Annotated in this window: 12 protein-coding genes and 4 pseudogenes; 5 read left to right on the forward strand and 11 right to left on the reverse strand. The window is 69.0% G+C overall.

Features of this window, described 5'->3' with window-relative positions:
- Positions 1-15: 15 nt before the first annotated feature.
- From L6444_RS18815 to rimP, 3 genes are all read right to left on the reverse strand, one after another.
- Entirely contained in the window at positions 16-372 is a 357-nt protein-coding gene (locus tag L6444_RS18815; protein ID WP_236976496.1) for a YlxR family protein, read from the reverse strand.
- Between the two features lie 72 nt (positions 373-444).
- Complete coding sequence (nusA, locus tag L6444_RS18820; protein ID WP_236976497.1) at positions 445-1,488, reverse strand: transcription termination factor NusA; 1,044 nt, start codon at positions 1,486-1,488, stop codon at positions 445-447.
- On the reverse strand, positions 1,485-2,033 hold the full coding sequence (gene rimP / locus L6444_RS18825) for a ribosome maturation factor RimP (protein ID WP_236976498.1): 549 nt from the start codon (positions 2,031-2,033) through the stop codon (positions 1,485-1,487). Before rimP ends, nusA begins: the two co-directional genes overlap by 4 nt.
- A gap of 214 nt (positions 2,034-2,247) precedes the next feature.
- Between rimP and L6444_RS18830 the strand changes: the two genes are divergently transcribed.
- Together L6444_RS18830 and L6444_RS18835 are read left to right on the forward strand one after the other, a co-directional pair.
- The gene (locus L6444_RS18830; protein WP_238305701.1) at positions 2,248-2,787 is read left to right on the forward strand and encodes a twin-arginine translocation signal domain-containing protein; all 540 of its coding nucleotides are present in this window, start codon (positions 2,248-2,250) and stop codon (positions 2,785-2,787) included.
- Positions 2,784-3,248, forward strand: coding sequence for a ferritin-like domain-containing protein (locus tag L6444_RS18835; RefSeq protein ID WP_236976501.1), 465 nt, complete (start codon positions 2,784-2,786; stop codon positions 3,246-3,248). The genes L6444_RS18830 and L6444_RS18835 overlap by 4 nt, the downstream gene beginning before the upstream one ends.
- Position 3,249: 1 nt before the next feature.
- Here L6444_RS18835 and L6444_RS18840 read toward each other — a convergent pair.
- From L6444_RS18840 to mqo, 8 genes and pseudogenes are all read right to left on the reverse strand, one after another.
- Positions 3,250-4,994: pseudogene (locus L6444_RS18840) on the reverse strand (proline--tRNA ligase).
- A gap of 388 nt (positions 4,995-5,382) precedes the next feature.
- Positions 5,383-6,975 (reverse strand): MFS transporter, encoded by a 1,593-nt coding sequence (locus L6444_RS18845; protein ID WP_236976503.1) that lies wholly within the window; start codon positions 6,973-6,975, stop codon positions 5,383-5,385.
- A gap of 22 nt (positions 6,976-6,997) precedes the next feature.
- A pseudogene (gene cobA / locus L6444_RS18850) lies at positions 6,998-8,241 on the reverse strand (uroporphyrinogen-III C-methyltransferase).
- Between the two features lie 134 nt (positions 8,242-8,375).
- Entirely contained in the window at positions 8,376-9,761 is a 1,386-nt protein-coding gene (locus L6444_RS18855; RefSeq protein WP_236976505.1) for a cobyrinate a,c-diamide synthase, read from the reverse strand.
- On the reverse strand, positions 9,758-10,372 hold the full coding sequence (gene cobO / locus L6444_RS18860) for a cob(I)yrinic acid a,c-diamide adenosyltransferase (protein ID WP_236976507.1): 615 nt from the start codon (positions 10,370-10,372) through the stop codon (positions 9,758-9,760). Before cobO ends, L6444_RS18855 begins: the two co-directional genes overlap by 4 nt.
- Positions 10,373-10,392: 20 nt before the next feature.
- Positions 10,393-12,243: pseudogene (locus L6444_RS18865) on the reverse strand (magnesium chelatase subunit D family protein).
- On the reverse strand, positions 12,240-12,716 hold the full coding sequence (locus tag L6444_RS18870; RefSeq protein ID WP_236976509.1) for a GNAT family N-acetyltransferase: 477 nt from the start codon (positions 12,714-12,716) through the stop codon (positions 12,240-12,242). The pseudogene L6444_RS18865 and the gene L6444_RS18870 overlap by 4 nt, the downstream one beginning before the upstream one ends.
- The gene (gene mqo, locus L6444_RS18875) at positions 12,713-14,197 is read right to left on the reverse strand and encodes a malate dehydrogenase (quinone) (RefSeq protein ID WP_236976511.1); all 1,485 of its coding nucleotides are present in this window, start codon (positions 14,195-14,197) and stop codon (positions 12,713-12,715) included. Before mqo ends, L6444_RS18870 begins: the two co-directional genes overlap by 4 nt.
- A gap of 132 nt (positions 14,198-14,329) precedes the next feature.
- On the opposite strand from mqo, the gene L6444_RS18880 reads away from it, so the two are divergent.
- From L6444_RS18880 to L6444_RS18890, 3 genes and pseudogenes are all read left to right on the forward strand, one after another.
- Positions 14,330-15,346 carry an alpha/beta hydrolase gene (locus L6444_RS18880; RefSeq protein WP_236976513.1) on the forward strand — a complete coding sequence of 339 codons (1,017 nt, stop codon included), beginning with the start codon at positions 14,330-14,332 and terminating at the stop codon, positions 15,344-15,346.
- Between the two features lie 4 nt (positions 15,347-15,350).
- Positions 15,351-16,745 carry a mycothione reductase gene (mtr, locus tag L6444_RS18885; RefSeq protein WP_236976515.1) on the forward strand — a complete coding sequence of 465 codons (1,395 nt, stop codon included), beginning with the start codon at positions 15,351-15,353 and terminating at the stop codon, positions 16,743-16,745.
- Positions 16,746-16,819: 74 nt separating this feature from the next.
- A pseudogene (locus L6444_RS18890) lies at positions 16,820-17,082 on the forward strand (hypothetical protein); the annotation flags it as partial.
- Between the last annotated feature and the right edge of the window lie 123 nt (positions 17,083-17,205).

Genomic DNA, 17,205 nt, shown 5'->3' on the forward strand with positions numbered 1-17,205 from the left:
ATGGTCATCGGGACTTCACGGTGTGCTCATGTTCGTTGCTACCTGTTCTGTTGCCCGGTGGGACGAGCTGAACTGCTCGACCACCGCGGATGTGTCCGGCGAACCGGTGATGCGCAGCGCTCGGGTGAAAGCTCGCCGCCGAATCGCCAGTTGTACGCACTGCGGGTCGGGATGCAGCCATGCACCTCGCCCCGGCAGGCTGGCAGCCTGGTCAACGATCACGGCGTACCCGCCATTCCCGTCCGACCGAGCCACTACGCGCAGCAGTTCGACGGCCAACTCTCGCTTCCGGCATCCGACGCACGTCCGCACCGGTCCACTGGGCTTATCGGGACGTCCGTGCGCTGATGCCGGAGGCTCGCGCTGGATCACGGCTCAGTCTAGCGTCACCGAAGTACTGCTCCGAACCACCCGGCGGGCAGCAGTGGTCCGCGGCCCGGCCGATTAGTGCTCGTGCGCCATTCCGTGACTGGCCCCCTGCTCCGGCTGGTCTCCGGACGGACCCGGCGAGTCACCGCGGATGTCGATGCGCCAGCCGGTCAGCCGGGCCGCCAGCCTGGCGTTCTGTCCTTCCTTGCCGATCGCCAGGGACAGCTGGAAGTCGGGCACCACCACGCGCGCGGCCCGGGCGGTCTGGTCGATCACCTGCACCGAGACGACCTTGGCCGGCGACAGCGCGTTGGCCACGAAGCGGGCCGGGTCTTCGTCGAAGTCGATGATGTCGATCTTCTCCCCGGACAGCTCGCTCATCACGTTGCGGACCCGCTGACCCATCGGACCGATGCAGGCGCCCTTGGCGTTCAAGCCCGCGACGTTGGACTTCACCGCGATCTTGGAGCGATGGCCGGCCTCGCGGGCCACCGCGACGATCTCGACCGATCCGTCGGCGATCTCGGGCACTTCCAGCGAGAACAGCTTGCGCACCAGGTTGGGGTGGGTGCGCGACAGCGTGATCACCGGCTCGCGGGCGCCGCGGCTCACGCCGACGACATAGCAGCGCACCCGGTTGCCGTGTTCGTAACTTTCGCCGGGGACCTGCTCGGCGGCTGGGATGACGCCCTCGGAGGCCTTGGCCTCGGTGCCCATCCGCACCACCACCAGCCCGCGGGCGTTGGCCCGGCTGTCGCGCTGGATGACCCCGGCGACGATTTCGCCCTCCCGGGTGGAGAACTCACCGAAGGTGCGCTCGTTCTCGGCGTCCCGGAAACGCTGCAGCATCACCTGGCGCGCGGTGGTGGCGGCGATGCGGCCGAAACCCTCCGGGGTGTCGTCCCACTCGCTGATCAGGTTGCCTTCGTCGTCGGTCTCGCAGGCGATCACCCGCACCACACCGCTCTTACGGTCGATCTCGATACGCGCCTCGGTCTGGTGGCCCTGGGTGTGCCGGTACGCGGTGAGCAGCGCGGACTTGATCGTCTCGAGCAGTTCGTTGACCGAGATACCCCGGTCCACTTCGATCGCGTGCAGCGCGGCCATGTCGATGTTCACGTTCCGCCCTCCATCCCCTGCGCCAATTCCAGCTCGGCTTGTGCCGGCGGCGAAAATTCAACCTGCACAACAGCTTTGACGATCTCGGCGAGCGGGACTTCGCGTATCGCCAGGTCTCGTCCGGCGCGCACCACCAGAGCCACCGAGTCGTCCCTCATCGGGCCGACCCGGCCCGTCAACCGCGATCCGTCTGCCAGCGTGACGTCCACTTTGCGCCCGCGCGCCCGGCGGAAGTGCTTTTCGCTGGTCAACGGACGCTCCACACCCGGAGAGCTGACCTCGAGGATGTAGGTGTCCGTCCCGCCGCGGTTCGCGCCGGCCGACCCGTCGAGGCCGTCCAGGCCGTCCAGCAGGTTCGACGCCGAGCGGGACAGCTCCGCGATGGTGTCCAGATCCAGGGCCTGATCGCCGTCGGCGACCACGGTGATGCGCGGCGGACGGCAGCGGCTGTCGATGACCACGTCTTCGATCTCGTAACCGGCGCGCGCGAACTCAGCGCTGAGCAGCTCGATCACCTGCTCCTGCGAAGGTAGCCCGATGGTCACGGCGAGCTCCTGATCTTGAGTTGTGGTCGTTCGACGGTCCCCCGGCGGGGTCGCCACCCAGACTTGCGGCCAGCTCACAACGATACGCCAGGAATGAGCAATGACGCCTTGATCACGTCGTCGGGCCCGACGGGCTACGCCTGCCCCCGACTGCCGATGTGTCCGCCGGTTGCCGTGACGTCGGCCACGGTGAGGTGATGGCAGGATGTGGGGCGTGTCCAGAGCAGTGCCGGTGATCAGTCGGCGGGGTGTGCTGGCCGGCGGTGCGGCACTCGCCGCGCTCGGGGTGATCACCGCCTGCGGCGAGTCGGCGCCCAAGCCGCCCGTCGTCGAGGAGTTGCTGGGTCCGCTGGAACAGGCCCGGCACGACAGCGCGCTGGCCAGCGCGGCCGCCGGAGCCGTAGGCAGCCCGCCCCAGATTGCGGCCGCGTTGAGCGTGGTCGCCACCCAGCGCGCCGCGCATGCCCGGGCGCTGTCCACCGAGATCGCCCGCGCCGCGGGCAAGCTGGTCTCCTCGACGAGCGAGACGAGCAGTAGCAGCAGCAGCGCCAGCCCGGCGGGCGAGCCGGAGGCACCGCCACCCCCGCCACCGGCCGTCTCGGACGTCATCGACTCGCTGCGCAAGTCGGCCGAGGACGCCAACCGACTGGTGGCGAGCTCGTCGGGCTACCGGGCCGGGCTGCTCGGATCGATCGCAGCGTCGTGCACCGCGTCGGCCACCGTCGCCCTGGTACCGGGGGGACCGTCGATATGACCGGCCCGAAGCGGGCGCCGGCGGGAAAGGACGCGGACGTGGCGGCGCTGGGCGAGGCGCTCGCCGTCGAACACGCCACCATCTACGGCTACGGCATCGTGTCGGCGATGTCGCCGCCCAGCGTCAACGATCTGGTGGTGGAGGCGCTCAACCAGCACCGGCAGCGGCGCGACGATGTGATCGCGATGCTGACCGCACGCAAGGCCAGCGTGCCGGTGGCCGCGGCCGGCTACCAGCTGCCCTCGCCGGTAGCCAGCCCCTCGGAAGCGGCCCGGCTGGCGGCGCGGATGGAAAACGACGGCGCCACGGCGTGGCGGGCGGTCGTGGAGCACGCCGACACCGCCGAGGACCGCGCGTTCGCCTCCACCGCGCTGACCCAGAGCGCGGTGCTGGCCGCCCGCTGGAACAAGGTGCTGGGCGGCTGGCCCATCACCACGTCGTTCCCGGGCGGCTCGGAGTAGGTCAGCGGCTCATGGCGGCGACGAGGTCGGTGGCCAGGGAGTCGCCGACGCCCAGTTCGGTGGTCTGTCCGGCGAACCGGTCGCGCAGCTCCACCCGGCCGTCCGCCCAGCCCCGGCCGACCACGACCACCCAGGGCATGCCGAGCAGTTCGGCGTCCCTGAACTTCACCCCGGGGGATGCCTGACGGTCGTCGAGCAGGACCTCGACACCGACTTTGTCCAGTTCGGCGGCCAGCTTCTCCGCGCCCAGCCGAGCCTCGGGGTCTTTGTTGGCGATCACCAGATGCACGTCGAACGGCGCTATCGACGACGGCCAGCGCAGCCCGAGTTCGTCGTGGTGCTGTTCGGCCACGACGGCGACCAGCCGGGACACCCCGATGCCGTAGGAGCCCATGGTCAGCCGGACCGGCTTGCCGTCCTCGCCGAGCACGTCGGCGGTGAACGCGTCGGCGTATTTGCGGCCGAGCTGGAAGATGTGCCCGATCTCGATGCCGCGCGCCATGACCAACGGCCCGGCGCCGTCCGGCGAGGGATCGCCTTCGCGTACCTCGGCGGCCTCGATGGTGCCGTCGGCGGTGAAGTCGCGCCCGGCGACCAGGCCGACGACGTGGCGGCCGGGTTCGTCGGCGCCGGTGATCCGGCTGCTGCCGTCCACCACCCGGGGTCGACGAGGAAGCGAACCTTGTTCTCCCGCAACGCTTTCGGGCCGATGTAGCCCTTTACCAGGAATGGGTGCCGGGCGAAGTCGGCGTCGTCGAGCAGCGCGTACTCGGCGGGTTCCAGCGCGGCGGCCAGCCGCTTGTCGTCAACCTCGCGGTCGCCTGGGACGCCGATGGCCAGCAGCTCCCACTCCCCGCCCGGCTGGCGAACCTTGACCAGGACGTTCTTCAGGGTGTCGGCGGCGGTGACGGTGCGGTCCAGCGCCGCGTTGGCCCAGTCGACCAGGGTGGCGATGGTCGGGGTGTCGCCGGTGTCGTGGACCTGCGCCTCGGGCAATCCGTCGGTGGGCCGGCTCTCCGGGCGGGCGGTGACGACGGCTTCGACATTGGCGGCGTATCCGGATTCCGGGCAGCGGACGAAAGTGTCCTCGCCGATCGGGCTCTCGGCCAAAAATTCCTCGGAGGCACTGCCGCCCATCGCGCCGGAGACCGCCGATACGACGACGTAGCGCACCTGCAGCCGGTCGAAGATGCGCTGGTAGGCCTCGCGGTGGGCGTGATAGGACGCTTTGAGCCCGGCGGCGTCGATGTCGAAGGAGTAGGAGTCCTTCATCACGAATTCGCGGCCGCGCAGGATCCCGGCCCGGGGGCGGGCCTCGTCGCGGAACTTGGTCTGGATTTGGTACAGCGTGAGCGGGAAGTCCTTGTAGGAGCTGTACTCGCCCTTGACGGTCAGGGTGAAAATCTCTTCGTGGGTGGGGCCCAGCAGGTAGTCGTTGCCGCGCCGGTCCTTGACCCGGAACACGCCGTCGCCGTACTCGGTCCAGCGGTTGGTGGTTTCGTAGGGCGCGCGGGGCAGCAGCGCCGGCAGCAGGATCTCCTGGCCCCCGATGGCGTTCATCTCCTCGCGGACGACGCGTTCGATGTTGCGCAGCACTCTCAGGCCCAGCGGCAGCCAGCTGTACATGCCCGGCGCGACGGGTCGGACGTACCCGGCGCGGATCAGCAGTTTGTGGCTGGGCACTTCGGCGTCGGCGGGGTCGTCGCGCAGCGTGCGCAGGAACAGCTCGGACATCCGGGTGATCACAGGCGGCAAGCCTAGCTTGGTGGCCAGGGACGGGCCGCCGAGGAGTCAGCTGGTGGCTGCGCCAGGCGGTTTGCGTTGAAGGCAGGGCGTTGGGTGTGAACGCAGGGCTTTGGGTGTGAAGTCAGGGCGTTGAGTGTGACGTTAGGGCGTTGAGTGTGACGTTAGGGCGTTGAGTGTGAAGGCAGGGCGGCTTTTTTGCAGAATTCCCGCCCAGGCTTCACACCGAAAGCCGAGGCTTCACACTCAAAGCCCAGGCTTCACCTGCTATAAGCGCGGAGAACGGCGGTGGTCGCTTTGCGGCCTTCCCTGCGTGTCGATGGGAGTGGGCGGCCGGAGACTCAGCAGCTACCCGGCCACCGGCCTGGCAATGCGGCCAAGCTTAGGAGGATCAAAGCTCCCCGGCGTCCATCGCTTCCTTGACTTCCTGCGCGTGCGCGACCTGCTCGGGCGTGTACCCGATGAACAGCGCCGCACAGCCCACGATGACGGCCGCGCCGGCCACCCACAGCAGCCCGTAGGTGTAGCCGTGGTCGAGCGCCCGCAACTGCGCGTCGTTCATGAACTTCACCGGGCCGGTGGTGCCGCCCAGGAACAGGGTGCGGGAGGTGATCACGGCCTGGATGACGGCCAGCACCAGCGGGCCACCCAGGCTCTGCAGCATCAGCGTCAGCGCCGAAACCGGTCCGATCTGGTCGAATCCGACGCCGGCGATGGCCGACAGGGTCAGCGGCACGACGACCATACCGATCCCGATGCCGCCGACGACGATCGGCATCACCAGGTTCGGGAAGTACGGCACGCCGCGGTGCATGAACATCGAGCCGTAGATCATGGCGCCCAGTAGCAGCCAGCCGCCGCCGATCGTCAGCACCCGCGGCGAGAACCGGGACACCAGCTGCGAGGAGATGCCCAGACCGATGCCCATCGCGATGACGAACGGGATGAAGCCGATGCCCGCCCGCAGCGCGCTGTAGCCGAGGATGTCCTGCACGTACAGGCCGATGCAGACGGTGAGGCTGAACATGACACCGCCGGCCAGCAGGATGGCCACGAAGGTGACCAGCCGGTTGCGGTCACGGAACAGCTCGAACGGGATGACCGGGTTCTCGGCCTTGCGCTCGACGATGGCGAACGCGATGGCAGCCGCCCCGGCGACCAGGCCGGAGCCGATGGTGGTGACCGAGATCCAGCCCTTCTCCGGGCCGATCGAGAAGGCAAAGACGGCCGCGGTGCACGCCAGCGTGGCCAGCATGGCGCCGGTGGCGTCGAGCTTCATCCGCTCCCGGTTGGTCTCTCGCAGCGCGGTGCGGGCCAGGTAGATCATCACCAGCCCGATCGGCACGTTCACCAGGAACGCCAGCCGCCAGGAGTATTCGGTCAGGAAGCCACCGACGACCAGGCCCATCACCGAGCCGATCGCCGTCATGGCGGCGAACACCGCGGTGGCGAAGTTACGCGCCGGGCCCTTGGGGAATGTGGTCGCCACCAGGGCCAGTCCGGTGGGAGATGCGATCGCCGACCCCACGCCTTGGGACAGCCGGGCGATGACCATGGTCGCCTCGTCCCAGGCGACCGCGCACAGCACCGAGGAGATGGTGAACAGCGCGACGCCGACGATGAACGTTCGTTTGCGGCCGATGGTGTCGCCGAGGCGACCGCCGAGCAGCATCAGCCCGCCGAAGGTCAGCACGTAGGCGGTGATCACCCAGCTCCGGCCCGCGTCGGACAGGCTGAGCTCGTTCTGGATCTTAGGAAGCGCCACGATCGCGACGGTGCTGTCCATCGTTGCCAGCAGCTGCATCCCGCCGATCGCGATGACCGCGGCGATGAACCGGCGCGACGGCAGCCATGTCGGGTAATACCTGCTCATGCGCTGCAAAGCGGTCTCCACCGATCGCGTGGGACGCTCCTGGGCCGAACGTTCTGAGCGTCCATCAGTCCAAGTGTGGACTGTCCGCTCGGATTCGTTGAGAGCCGTCATAGCGGGTTACCTTACAGTAATCTTAAGAATTGTTTAAACCCCAGCCGGCCCGGAGGCCATTTGCAGGCCTACGACGGGGCCGATAACGATGATCGCGGGAGGTCGGATGCCTTCCGCACGGATTTTCTCCGGCGTGTCCGCCAATGTCGCCCGCAGCGTCAGCTGTGCCGCCGTGGTGCCGTGCTGCACCACCAAGACGGGTGTTTGCGCAGGTCGGCCGCCTTTCAGCAACGCCGCGGCGAAGAGTTCGACGCGTTCCACCGCCATCAGCAACACGATCGTTCCGGTCATTGCTGCCAAAGCATCCCAATTCACTAACGATTCGGGATGGTCGGGCGCCAGGTGCCCGCTGACCACCACAAATTCGTGATTTACGGCCCGGTGCGTGACCGGAACACCCGCCGCGGCCGGTACTGCTATGGCACTTGTCACACCTGGCACCACGGTCACCGGAATCCCGGCCTCGGCGCACGCCTGCACCTCCTCGAATCCCCGGGCGAAGACGAACGGATCCCCGCCTTTGAGTCGCACGACGAACTTCCCGGCCCGGGCCCGCTCGATCAGGACGGCGTTGATGGCGTCCTGGGCCATGGCCCGGCCGTAGGGGATCTTGGCCGCGTCGATGATCTCGACGTGCGGGCCGAGCTCGGCAAGCAGCTCGGCCGGCGCGAGCCGGTCTGTGACCACCACGTCGGCTTGGGCGAGCAGCCGGCGACCGCGCACCGTGATCAGTTCCGGGTCGCCCGGGCCGCCCCCGACCAGCGCCACCCGGCCGGGCTCGGTGTCGGAGTTCTCGATGCCGGAGTTTTCGGTGCTGATGAGCCCCTGCTGCAGCGCCTCACGGATGGCCGAGCGGATGGCCGCCGAACGGCGATGCTCGCCGCCGGCCAGCACTCCCACCGAAAGGCCCGCGTAACTGAACGTTGCCGGGGTGACCGCGGTGCCCTCCACGGCGATGTCGGCCCGCACGCAGAAAATCCGCCGGCGTTCGGCCTCGGCCACCACGGCGGCGTTGACCTGCGGATCATTGGTGGCTGCGAGTGCATACCAGGCGTCTTGCAGATCGCCGTCGCGGTACTCGCGCACCGACAGGGTGATGCCTTCCATCGCCTCCACGGAGCGGGTGGCGCTGCGCGAGACGACGTGCACGTCGGCGCCGCTGGCGATCAGCAGCGGTAACCGGCGCTGCGCGACGCTGCCCCCGCCGACGACGACGACTTTGCGGCCGGCCAGTCGCAGTCCCGCGAGGTAGGGGCTCTCGGTCACCGGGCAAGCTTAATGTTCGGCCGCCGGGGGCGTTCGGCCGCGAGTATGACTGCGGGTGCGATTGCGGGTGCGACCGCGCCGCGGATTGCGGTGCTGAATTTCGCGGTGCCGTTACGCGGCGACAGTCGCGGCCGTTACGTTCGCGGGCTCAGTGCGCCGGCGTGGGCGACGAACCGGGCCACCGCCCCGGGTATGGCCGCCGCGTGGGTGTGCAGATACGACGCGTGCACGCCATGGTGCACGGCACCTTCGCCACCGGGCCGGCCCCGCCCTGCCTGGCGATACGCCCAGGCGGGCTGGTAGGAGCGGGCGAAAGTGATTGCGGTTCGGTGGAATTCGTGCCCCACCACCCGCTCGCCGAGGGTGTGCAGTGGCGAGTCGGCCAGCGCGACCGCGTCGCGGTAGCCGAGGGTGAGCCGCTGGGTGAATTGCGCCGATCCGGCCAGCACGCCACACATCGGGTGCCCGTCCACGTCGGACACCAGATAGATCAGCCCGGCGCATTCGGCGTGCACGGGGGCTCCGGCCGCGGCCAGCTCGCCGATCTGGCGGCGCAGGCCGGCGTTGGCGGACAGCTCGGCGGCGAACTGCTCGGGGAATCCGCCCGGCAGCAGCACGGCACCCGCCCCGTCGGGCAGCAGATCGGACAGCGGATCGAACTCGGCGATCTGGGCGCCGGCCGCCCGCAACAGCTCGGCATGCTCGGGGTAGCCGAAGCTGAACGCCTTGCCCGACGCCACCGCGACCATGGCGCGCCGTGCGATCGGCGGGCCCACCGCGGCCGCCGGATCCCACGCCGGGTCCTCGACACGGCACGAGGCGGCGGCCAGCACGGCGGCCAGATCGACGTGCCGGCCCACCAGATCGGTCATCGCCTCGACCGCCCGCCGGGCGTGCCGGCCGTACTCGATCGCCGTCACCAGTCCCAGATATCTTGTCGGAAGCTCTAATTCGGCGGCGCGCGGAATGGCGCCCAGCACTGGGACGCCGGCCTGCTCGCACGCCTGCCGCAATACCTGTTCGTGCCCGTCGGTGCCGACCCGGTTGAGGATGACGCCGCGGACCCGAGTGTGCGGATCGAACGTCGAAAAGCCGTGCAACAGAGCGGCAATACTGTGACTCTGACCCCGCGCGTCGACCACCAGGATCACCGGAGCGCCCAGCAGACCCGCGACGTGCGCGGTCGAACCCGCTGCCGGGCCCGCTGCGTCCGAATCGATCCGTCCGTCGAACAGTCCCATCACACCTTCGATCACCGCGACGTCGGCGCCTACGGTGCCGTGCCGGTACAGCGGGCCGATCAGCCGCTCCCCCACCAGCAGCGGGTCCAGGTTGCGCCCGGGGCGCCCGGCGGCCATCGCGTGATAGCCGGGGTCGATGAAGTCCGGGCCCACCTTGAACGGCGCCACCCGGTGACCGGACCGGTTCAGCGCCCCGATCAAACCCGTTGCGACAGTGGTCTTTCCGCTGCCGGAAGCCGGCGCGGCGATGACGACGGCCGGTGTCGGGGCCGCGGTCACCACTCGATGCCTTTCTGCCCCTTGCGGCCGGCGTCCATCGGGTGCTTGACCTTGGTCATCTCGGTCACCAGGTCGGCGGCCTCGATCAGGCGCGGCGGAGCGTCGCGCCCGGTGATCACCACGTGTTGATGGCCGGGCCGGGCGGTCAAAGCGCTGACCACGGCGTCGACGTCGATCCAGCCCCACTTCAGCGGGTAGGTGAACTCGTCGAGCACGTAGAAGTCGTGTTGTCCGGCGGCCAGCCGACGCGCGATCTCCGCCCAGCCGCCGGCGGCGGCCGCCGCATGATCGACCTCGCTGCCGGCTTTGCGTGTCCAGGACCAGCCGGCGCCCATCTTGTGCCATTCCACCGCACCGCCGACGTGGTGTTCGTCGTGCAACCGGCCGAGGTGCGCAAACGCCGCTTCCTCCCCCACCTTCCACTTCGCGCTCTTCACGAATTGGAAGACCGCGACGTTCAGGCCGGCGTTCCAGGCCCGCAACGCCATTCCGAATGCGGCTGTCGACTTGCCTTTTCCGTCGCCGGTGTGCACGGCCAGCACGGGGGTGTGCCGCCGCGCCCGGGTGGTCAGGCCGTCGTCGGGTACTTCGATCGGATTACCCTGTGGCATAGTCGATTACCTGTTTGCGCTTATGCGACGCTGCGTACGGCGCGGGTCAGGTGGTCGGCGTGCAGCTGCTCGAGCCGGATGACCGGCGCACCCAGCTGGCGGGCCAGAGCAGGGGCCAGGCCAAGCCGCACAAAGGATGTCTCGCAGTCGACCACTACCGCGGCGGTGCCCTCGGCAGCCAGCCGCGCTGCCGCGATCCTGGTGCGGCCCAACGGGTCCGGGCCCGCGGTGGCGCGGCCGTCGGTGAGCACCACCACCAGCGGTCGCCGGGCCCGGTCGCGCACCCGCTCGCGCAGCACGAGTTCTCGCGCCGCCAGCAGACCTTCGGCCAGCGGGGTCCGGCCCCCGGTGTCGAATCGGGCCAGCCGCCGCCCGGCGATGTGCGCCGACGAGGTCGGCGGCAGCAGCACGGTGGCGCCGTGCTGGCGGAAGGTGATGACCGCGACCTTGTCGCGCCGCTGGTAGGCATCGCGCAGCAGCGACAGGGTGGCGCCGCCGACGGCGGCCATTCGGTCGCGGGCCGCCATCGACCCGGATGCGTCGACGACGAAGATCACCAGGTTGCCCTCGCGGCCCACCCGCACGGCGCGTCGCACGTCGCCCGGGCCCAGCCGGAGCCGGCCGGCCCCGGACGCATGCTCGGCCGCGGACAGCAGGGTGGCAAACAGGTGCAGGCCGTGGGCGTCCGGCGCGGCGGGGTCGGCGGCGGCGACCACGCTGCCGGAGGCGTTGCGGGCGCGGGATCGCCGGCCGGGCGCGCCTTCGCCGACGCCGGGGACGGTCAGCGCCCGGGTGCGGAACACCTGCGACGGCGCTGCGCTGGGGCGCGGCGGTTGCGGGGCGGGGGTCGTTGTGGTGGCGCCTCGGTGTCTGCGGCGCCATCCGCCGACCGGCCGCCGCCGGGCGGGTCGGGGTCCGGCTCGGGGCGCCGGGGATTCGGCTTGGGATTCGGCGGCCTTGGCCAGCGCCTCGTCCAGTTGGTCGCGATCGATGCCGTGGTCGTCGAAGGGGTCGCGGCGACGGCGATGCGGCAACGCGAGCTCGGCGGCCACCCGGATGTCCTGTTCCGCCACGGTGTGCGCGCCGCGCCAGGCCGCGTGTGCGGTCGCAGTCCGGGCCACCACCAGATCCGCCCGCATCCCGTCAACGTCGAATGCTGCGCACAGCGCCGCGATACGCCGTAACTCGTTGTCCGGCAACACCACATCGTCGACCACCGCCCGTGCGGCAGCTATCCGGCGGGCAAGCTCGGCATCGGCGTCGGCGTAGCGTTGCGCGAACGCGTCCGGGTCGGCCTCGTAGGCCATCCGCTGCCGGATCACCTCCACCCGCACGTCGACGTCGCGCGATGCCTGCACGTCGACGGTGAGGCCGAACCGGTCCAGCAACTGCGGACGCAGTTCGCCCTCTTCGGGATTCATTGTTCCGATCAACACGAAGCGGGCCTCGTGGGTGTGCGAGATACCGTCCCGTTCGACATGCACCCGGCCCATCGCGGCGGCATCGAGCAGAATGTCGACGAGGTGGTCGTGCAGCAGGTTGACCTCATCGACGTAGAGCACGCCCCCGTGCGCTCGGGCAAGTAGACCCGGCGCGAAGGCATGTTCGCCGTCACGCAGCACCCGCTGCAGGTCCAGCGACCCCACTACCCGGTCTTCGGTTGCGCCCAAAGGCATTTCGACCAGCCCGGCACCGTCCGAGCCGGTGGCCGCCGACAACAACGCGGCCAGACCGCGCACCGCCGTCGACTTCGCGGTGCCCTTCTCGCCGCGGATCAGCGCCCCGCCGATCTCCGGACGCACCGCGCAGAGCAGCAGGGCCAGCCGCAACTGCTCGTGCCCGACGATCGCGCTGAACGGGTAGGGCTTCACCGCTGCGCCCCCACCGCGGGGCCGGAAGCGGGTCGCAGCATCGGGACGTGCGGGATGCCGCCGTCGATGAATTCGTCGCCGTCGCGCACGAACCCGTGTTTGGCCCACATGTCGGCCAGGTAGGTCTGCGCGTCGACCCGGCACGGGTAGTCGCCCACTTCGGCCAGGGCGGCGCGCAATAGCCGGGTGGTGTGGCCCTGCCCGCGAGCGCTGCGTTTGGTGCACAGCCGGCCCAGGCGGAACGCCTTCTCGCCGCCGGGGTGTTCCTCCATCAGCCGCAGCGTGCAGATCACTTCTCCTGGTGAGGTTTCCAGCCAGAAATGCCGGGTCTCGGCGAGCAGGTCGCGACCGTCCAGCTCGGGATAGGGACACGCCTGCTCGACCACGAACACCTCCACCCGCAGCTTGAGCAGCTCGTAAAGCGTTGGGGCGTCCAGGTCTTTGGACCACATCCGGCGCAAAGCTTCAGTCAACGGCGCTCTCCCAACTGCAGTGCCCGCGCCGTCCACGACCTCAACTCCTCATACAGCGCCGGCTCGCGGGACAGTTGCGCGCCCAGCGACGGCACGATCTCTTTGAGGGTGGGCAGCCAGGATTGGTAGCTACCCGGGAAGTAATTCTCCAGCACTTCCAGCATTGCGGGTACCGCGGTCGAGGCACCCGGCGATCCGCCGAGTAATCCGACGATGCTGTGGTCGGCGGCGCCGACGATGGTGGTGCCGAATTCCAGCACGCCGCCGCGGCGCCGGTTCGGCCGGATCACCTGCACCCGTTGTCCGGCCACCGTCAGCTGCCAGTCGGAACCCGTTGCGCTGGGCGCGAATTGGCGCAGCTGGCGGATCCGGCCCGGCTCGGGCAGGCGTAGCTGACCGAGCAGGTAGTTGAGCAGTTTCGTCTCGGTGACCCCGACGCCGAGCACCGACGACAGGTTGCCGGGCCGAATCGAGCGGGGCAGGTCGCTGAAATGCCCGTGCTTCAAGAACTTCGGCGACCAGCCGGCATACGGCCCGAACACCAGCCACGGTTTGCCGTTGACGTACCGCAGGTCCAGATGCAACGCACCCAGCGGCGGCGCACCTGCAGCTGGGCGGCCGTACACCTTGGCCCGGTGCGCCGTGGTCAGCGCGGGTTCGGCGGTACGCAGGAAACGGCCGCCGATCGGAAAGCCGGCGAAACCCTTGATCTCCTCGATCCCCGCCTTCTGCAACAGCGGCAGCGCATCGCCACCCGCACCGACGAACACGAATCTGGTGTTCAGCTTCCGCTTTTCGCCGGTGCGGCGGTTAACGACCGTCAACGTCCAGCTGCCGTCGGACTTTCGCGACAGCCGGCTGACCTGGTGACCGAACAGGACCGTGGCGCCGGTGCTCACGCAGTAGCCGAGGAGTTGCCGGGTCAGCGCACCGAAGTCGACGTCGGTGCCGTCGGCGGCCCAGTTCAAGGCGACGGGTTCGGCGAAGTCCCGCCCGGCGGCCATGAACGGCAACCGGCGCGCGAACTCGTCGGGATCGTCGATCATCTCGGTAGCGGCGAACAACGGGTTGTGCGCCAGCGCCGCGCACCGCCGACGCAGATAGTCGACGCCGTCGGCGCCGCGCACGAAACTCACGTGGGGCACAGGCCGCAGAAACCCGCGGACGTCGGTCAGCATGCCGTTCTCGACGGCGTACGCCCAGAACTGCCGGGTGACCTGGAACTGCTCGTTGACCAGCACCGCTTTGGTGATGTCGATCGAGCCGTCGGGCCGCTGCGGGGTGTAGTTCAGCTCGCACAGGCCCGCGTGACCGGTGCCGGCGTTGTTCCACGGACTGCTGCTTTCCGCGCCGACGGCGTCGAGCCGTTCGATCACGGTGACCGACCAGTCCGGTTCCAGCCGCCGCAGCAACGCGCCCAGGGTGGCGCTCATGATTCCGGCGCCCACCAACACGACGTCGGTCGTGGATCGCTCTGCCACCGGGTCCCTGATCCTTCCTTGCCGGCCTGCGCCGGTCCCAGGCTATCGCGAGCGGCTGGGCCGTCACGACTTCTGGGGCGTGGGCGCCCGTCGATGGCCGCGTCCCGGCGACCACGCTTTAAGCTGGCCCTCGTGACTGGCTGGATGCCCGACGTCCTCCCCGGGTACTGGCAGTACACGATCCCGTTGGGACCCGACCCCGACGGTGAGGGCGATGTCGTGGCCACTTTGGTGCGCCGTGGCGACCAGCCGGCCGGTGATCGCGCGGTGCTGGCGATCCACGGCTACACCGACTACTTCTTCCAGACCGAGCTGGCCGATCACTTCGCCGGCCGCGGCTTCGGGTTCTACGCCCTGGACCTGCGGAAGTGCGGCCGCTCACGGCAGCCGGAACAGACGCCCCACTTCACCACCAAACTCACCCAGTACGACGACGAGCTGAACCGCGCGATCGCCCTGATCCGGGAAGGCTCCCCGCGGGTCAGCGTGCTGATGTACGGGCATTCGGCGGGCGGGCTGATCGTGTCGCTGTGGCTGGACCGGCTGCGCCAGCGGCGCCTGCTCGCGCCGACCGGCATCGACGGGCTGGTCCTCAACAGCCCGTTTCTGGACCTGCACGGCCCCGCGGTACTGCGGCTCGGCGTCACCTCGGCCACCATCGCCGCGCTGTCCCGGGTGCGCAGCAGAGGTGTCGCGCGGGCCAGCGGCACCGGTGGTTACGGCTCCAGCCTGCACCGCGACTATCACGGCGAGTTCGAATACAACCTGCAGTGGAAACCGCTGGGCGGCTTCCCGGTTACCTTCGGCTGGCTGCACGCCGTGCGTCGCGGCCAGGCCCGACTGCACCGGGGACTCGACGTCGGCGTGCCGAACCTGATACTGCGTTCGGACCACACTGTGGACGAGAACGCCGGGCCGGCCGCGCTGCAACAGGGCGACGCGGTTCTCGACGTTCGTCAGATCGCCCGCTGGGCGGGGTGTATCGGCAACCGCAGCAACATCATTCCGGTGCCGGACGCCAAACACGACGTGTTCTTGTCGCTGCCGCAGCCACGCAAGCTGGCCTACCACCATCTCGACCGCTGGCTCGACGACTACCTGGACGAACTGAACGACACCGGCGCCTCGGCACCGTCGGGGAAAGGCTGATTCAATGGAGACCTACGACCTGGCCATTATCGGAACCGGTTCGGGCAACAGCATTGTCGACGAACGCTACGCCACTAAACGGGTGGCGATCTGCGAGCAGGACATCTTCGGCGGCACCTGCCTCAACGTGGGTTGCATCCCGACCAAGATGTTCGTCTACGCCGCCGAGGTGGCCAAGACGATCCGAGGTGCGGCGCGCTACGGGGTGGACGCGCACATCGACGGGGTGCGCTGGGGCGACATCGTGTCGCGGGTATTCGGGCGCATCGACCCGATCGCGGCCGGGGGCGAAGAGTACCGGCGTTCGGCGAAGAACGTCGACGTCTACGATCGGCACACCCGTTTCGGGCCGGTCCAGGCCGATGGGCGCTATCTGTTGCGCACCGAGGCCGGCGACGAGTTCACCGCCGAGCAGGTGGTGATCGCGGCCGGTTCACGGCCGACGATTCCGGCGGCCATCGCCAAATCCGGTGCCCGGTACCACACCAGCGACACCATCATGCGGGTTCCCGAGCTGCCCGAGCATCTGGTGATCGTCGGAAGTGGCTTCATCGCAGCGGAATTCGCGCATGTGTTCTCCGCGCTCGGCACCCGGGTGACGTTGGTGATCCGGGGCGGTTGCCTGCTGCGGCACTGTGACGACACCATCTGCGAGCGGTTCACCCGCATCGCCGCGGGTAAGTGGGAGCTGCGGACGCACCGCAATGTCGTCGCCGCCCGCAACCGCGGCGGCCCGTCTGCCGGAGTGTCGCTGACGCTGGACGATGGCTCGACCCTCGACGCCGACGCACTGCTGGTGGCGACGGGACGGGTGGCCAACGGCGACCGGCTGGACGCCGAGCAGGCCGGGGTGGCCGTCGAGAACGGCCGGGTGATGGTCGACAAATATCAGAGAACCACGGCCCGTGGGGTTTTCGCGTTGGGCGACGTTTCGTCGCCGTACCAGCTCAAGCACGTCGCCAACCATGAGGCACGGGTGGTGCAACGAAATCTATTGTGCGACTGGGACGACACCAAGTCGATGGCTGTCACCGACCACCGGTTCGTGCCGTCGGCGGTGTTCACCGATCCTCAGTTGGCCAGTGTCGGGCTGACCGAAAACCAAGCCGTCGCACAAGGATTCGATGTGACGGTGAAGATCCAGGACTACGGCGACGTCGCATACGGCTGGGCGATGGAGGACACCACCGGCATCGTCAAGCTGATCGCCGACCGCGGCACCGGTCAGCTGCTCGGCGCGCACTTCATGGGGTATCAGGCCTCGGCGCTGATTCAGCCGCTGATCCAGGCGATGAGCTTCGGGTTGACGGCCCCGGAGATGGCCCGCGGCCAGTACTGGATCCACCCGGCGCTGCCCGAGGTGGTCGAAAACGCCTTGTTGGGGCTGGGATGCCTGTGATTACCCGGCGAGCTGGAAAGGCGTGGTGAGCGCGGCTCGGCGGGGTTGTCGGTGCCCGCTGTTTTGATGGGGTTATGTCTTCGTCCACCCTTGCTGAGCCTGCGGCGGTTTCGCCTGCGCAGCGTTCGGAGGCGTTGTTTGAGGAGTTGGCGGAGCTGACCGGGCAGCGCAATGCCATCGATGGGCGGGTGGTGCAGATCGTGGCTGAGATCGAGCGTGAGGGGCTGCGGGGGGCCACCGGCGGCGCTCGATCGCGGCGTTGGCGCCCTGGCGCACCGGGGTGTCGCTGCGCAACGCCAAAACCCTGGCTGCCATCGCCCGACAAGCTGAACATTTCAATGACCCCACTTACAAATAAATGGAAAATGAATGGTTCAACTGGGTCAAAAAAGGTGCCCACGTAGATTTCCGGATCGATCTCATGTCACCAGGGATTGATCCACACACTTCTTGTCAAGTA

Source organism: Mycobacterium kiyosense, from assembly GCA_021654635.1.
GTDB classification, from domain to species: Bacteria; Actinomycetota; Actinomycetes; order Mycobacteriales; family Mycobacteriaceae; genus Mycobacterium; species Mycobacterium kiyosense.

Excerpts from the sequence above, each read along its gene's own strand:
- L6444_RS18835 (WP_236976501.1), top strand. The coding sequence starts at position 2,784 with ATGACCGGCCCGAAGCGGGCGCCGGCGGGAAAGGACGCGGACGTGGCG.
- cobO (WP_236976507.1), bottom strand. The coding sequence starts at position 10,372 with ATGCCACAGGGTAATCCGATCGAAGTACCCGACGACGGCCTGACCACC.
- mtr (WP_236976515.1), top strand. The coding sequence starts at position 15,351 with ATGGAGACCTACGACCTGGCCATTATCGGAACCGGTTCGGGCAACAGC.
- L6444_RS18845 (WP_236976503.1), bottom strand. The coding sequence starts at position 6,975 with ATGACGGCTCTCAACGAATCCGAGCGGACAGTCCACACTTGGACTGAT.